Origin of the sequence: Streptomyces sp. NPDC047515, from assembly GCF_040643055.1 — a bacterium.
In the GTDB taxonomy this organism is placed as follows: Bacteria; Actinomycetota; Actinomycetes; order Streptomycetales; family Streptomycetaceae; genus Streptomyces.
In genome coordinates, this window is sequence record NZ_JBEYTM010000181.1 from 1 (window position 1) to 1,040 (window position 1,040).

Sequence of the window (1,040 nt, forward strand, 5' to 3'; positions counted from 1 at the left end):
ACGATCGGGCCCTCCGCTTGCCCGCACACTCTCCACAACGACGCATCAGCCGCCAACCAAAGCTGACGACCAATCACGAAAGATCGAGGTTAGAGTCGGCTTGACGACGGTGTCACCTGGGGGGACTGATGACGGCAGCGGATGCAGTGCCCATAGTCTTCGTTCACGGGACGCGCTTCAGCGCGGGACAGTGGAGCATGCAGCTTGCCGCACTCCGGGACGAATTCCCGGTAGTCGCCGTCGACCTGCCTGGCCACGGGGAGCGCTCGGCTCAGCCCTGGAGCCTGAGCACTGCGACGGAGATCATCGCCTCCGCCGTGGACTCGCTCGACCGCGGGCCGGCTCTGGTCGTCGGGCACTCGCTCGGCGGATATGCCTCGCTGGAGTTCGCGCGGCGCTGTCCGGAACAACTGCGCGGGCTGATCCTCGCGGGAGCCAGTGCCTCCACCCGCGGCCTCCGGGCAGCGCCCTATCGGTGGGTCGCCAGGCTGGTCCCTCGTATGCCTGCGGATCGCCTTGCCCGGTGGAACGACCGGTTGCTGCGGCGGCTCTACCCACGGGAAGTGGTGGAGGCGACCATCCGTTCCGGCTACGCCTTCCATACCCTGCCGGCAGCCTGGGACGAGGTACTCGGACACTTCGACACGGGTGCGATGCGCTATGTGAAGGCTCCGGTCCTCATCCTGAACGGCGAGAAGGACGCCGTCTTCCGGGCCGAGGAGGCGGACTTCGCCCGCGCGCATCCGCACGCTCGCGTCGAATTGATCCCGCGGGCACGGCACCTCGCGAACTTCGACGACCCAGATGCCTTCACCGATGCCGTCCGCCGCTTCGCCCGCCAGCTCTCTGCCGTCAGCTGAGCGCGCCACAGCCGGAATCACCCGGCGCCCCTGAACACCTCGACACCGACCGCGCACTCAGCCTGGCCAAATGGAGTACACACTGGCTACTGAGCTTGAACTCGTGGAGTCGTAGGGGCTGACGGGTCGTCGGCTGTGCGGTATCACCGGGGCATGCGGTATCCACAAGGGGGCGGGCTG

Annotated in this window: 1 protein-coding gene; it reads left to right on the forward strand. The window is 67.4% G+C overall.

Annotated elements, in window-relative coordinates:
* Positions 1-128 precede the first annotated feature (128 nt).
* Complete coding sequence (locus ABZ826_RS39435) at positions 129-860, forward strand: alpha/beta hydrolase (RefSeq protein WP_361459425.1); 732 nt, start codon at positions 129-131, stop codon at positions 858-860.
* The last annotated feature ends 180 nt before the right edge of the window (positions 861-1,040 follow it).